Raw genomic sequence first — 417 nt, forward strand, 5'->3', positions numbered from 1 at the left:
CCGCCCCGCGGTCGCGTCGATCCTTGCGACCACGGCCCCCGCGCACGTCCTCGACGGCGAGCGCGCGGCGCTGCAGGACACCAACGACCACGTCATGGCGAACCTCCAGAAGGACGGGTCGTACTCGGTGGTGCCGCGCATGCCCGGCGGCGAGGTCACGCCCGAGAAGCTGCTCGCGTTCGCGCAGATCGCGCACGACTTCGGGCTGTTCACGCGCGTCACGGGCGCGCAGCGGCTCGGCATGTTCGGTGCGCGGCAGGACCAGCTCCCGGAGATCTGGCGCCGCCTGGTCGACGCGGGCTTCGAGTCCGGGCAGGCGTACGGCAAGTCGCTGCGCGCCGTGAAGACGTGCGTCGGGTCGACGTGGTGCCGGTTCGGCGTGCAGGACTCCTCGACCATGGCCGTGCGCCTCGAGCT

The 417-nt window shown here is 72.4% G+C and carries 1 pseudogene; it reads left to right on the forward strand.

Features of this window, described 5'->3' with window-relative positions:
* Window positions 1–417 (forward strand): annotated as a pseudogene (locus tag G3I71_RS48650) (nitrite reductase (NAD(P)H)); the annotation flags it as partial.

The sequence above is a fragment of the Streptomyces sp. SID12501 genome (assembly GCF_010550245.1).
Taxonomy (GTDB): Bacteria; Actinomycetota; Actinomycetes; order Streptomycetales; family Streptomycetaceae; genus Streptomyces.